Annotated in this window: 1 protein-coding gene; it reads right to left on the bottom strand. The window is 36.0% G+C overall.

Annotated features, from left to right (window positions below; all coding sequences use genetic code 11):
• Positions 1-36 precede the first annotated feature (36 nt).
• Positions 37-1,397 (bottom strand): IS3 family transposase gene (locus ACIQ7L_RS28125; protein ID WP_400573506.1). Its coding sequence is split into 2 segments (ribosomal slippage): positions 37-941 and positions 941-1,397, totalling 1,362 coding nucleotides; the frame shifts between segments, so codons are not numbered across the junction.
• Between the last annotated feature and the right edge of the window lie 54 nt (positions 1,398-1,451).

Consider the following 1,451-nt stretch of genomic DNA (forward strand, 5'->3'; position numbering starts at 1 on the left):
TTGAAGTGACCCCATAAAGTTAGACAGATTATTTCATTAGGCAACCTTTTGGGCATGGGTCCGGTATTGTACTGGGCTCATGCCTTTTAGTTTTGCCTTAATTCTTTTATGATTATAGTACTTTATATATTTTGCTAGTTCTTTCTTAAAATGTTCTATACTCTTAAATTCTTTCCGATACAGAAATTCTGACTTCATGATGCCAAAGAAGTTTTCAATCACTGCGTTATCGTAACAGTTTCCTTTACGAGACATGCTTTGTGTAATGCCACGTTTAGTAAGGGAATGACGGTATTGTTTCATTTGATAGTGCCAACCTTGATCAGAATGGATCAAGAGTGTATCTTTGACTGTTAAGTGTTCAAACGCTTGGTCTAACATCGTTGAAACAAGTGAATAAGTTGGTCTTGAACCAATTGTGTATGTGATAATTTCACCATTAAATAAGTCCAACATTGGCGATAGATATAGCTTCTCTCCAAATAATTTAAACTCCGTAATATCCGTAACCCACTTTTTATTTGGTTTTTCAGCTTGAAAGTTGCGATTTAAAATATTGGGTGCAATTTTTCCAACTGTTCCTTTATAAGAGCGATATTTTTTCATACGAACGAGACATTTTAATCCCAATTCTTTCATGATACGATACACTTTTTTATGATTTACTTTATGTCCGCGATTCGTAAGTTCATCACGAATACGACGATAACCATAAAGCCCCTCATGTTCGTCATAAATGGTCCGAATCAATCCTTTTAGTTCTACATCTGAATCAGGACGATCGAATCTTTTAACCCAATAATAATACGTACTACGCGGAATACCTGCGATCTGAAGTAGCACCTTCACTGAAAATTCATGCCTTAATTCATAGACTACTTGGGCTTTGTCTTGTTTCGTGATTTCTCCTTGTTTTGAACTAAGGCATTCAACTTTTTTAAATACGCATTTTCCATACGTAAACGCTCATTTTCCGCTTGTAGTTCCTCTATTGAACCTTCAACTATTCCTTGATTTTTAGTTGTATTCGTTTTTTTCTTTTCCATGGATGGACGCCCCTTTTTCTTTGATTGTAGGGCATCCAGTCCTCCTGTTTCATAAGCTACTTTCCATTTTCGAAGTGTTTCGTAAGAAGGAATATTGAAAAGCGCCGCTGTTTCCCTAATAGATGTCCCTTGTTCGTTCATATAATTAAGTACATCTAGTTTATACTGGGTAGAGTAGGATGTATAGCGTTTTTCAAAAGCATTTTCACCTAAGGATTCATATTGTTTAATCCACTGATAGAGCATACTGGGGTGAACATCAATAGATTTAGCAATTGTTTTTCCACCTTCAGTCCCCTCTAAATATCGTCTTATCGCTCGTATTTTTTCTTTTGAAGAAAGTTTAGCCATTAAAAAGTGCACCTCCGATTGTTAGACTGTGTCTAACAATCGGGGTGCACTTCA

Source organism: Bacillus sp. NPDC094106, assembly GCF_044764345.1.
In the GTDB taxonomy this organism is placed as follows: domain Bacteria; phylum Bacillota; class Bacilli; order Bacillales; family Bacillaceae_G; genus Bacillus_A.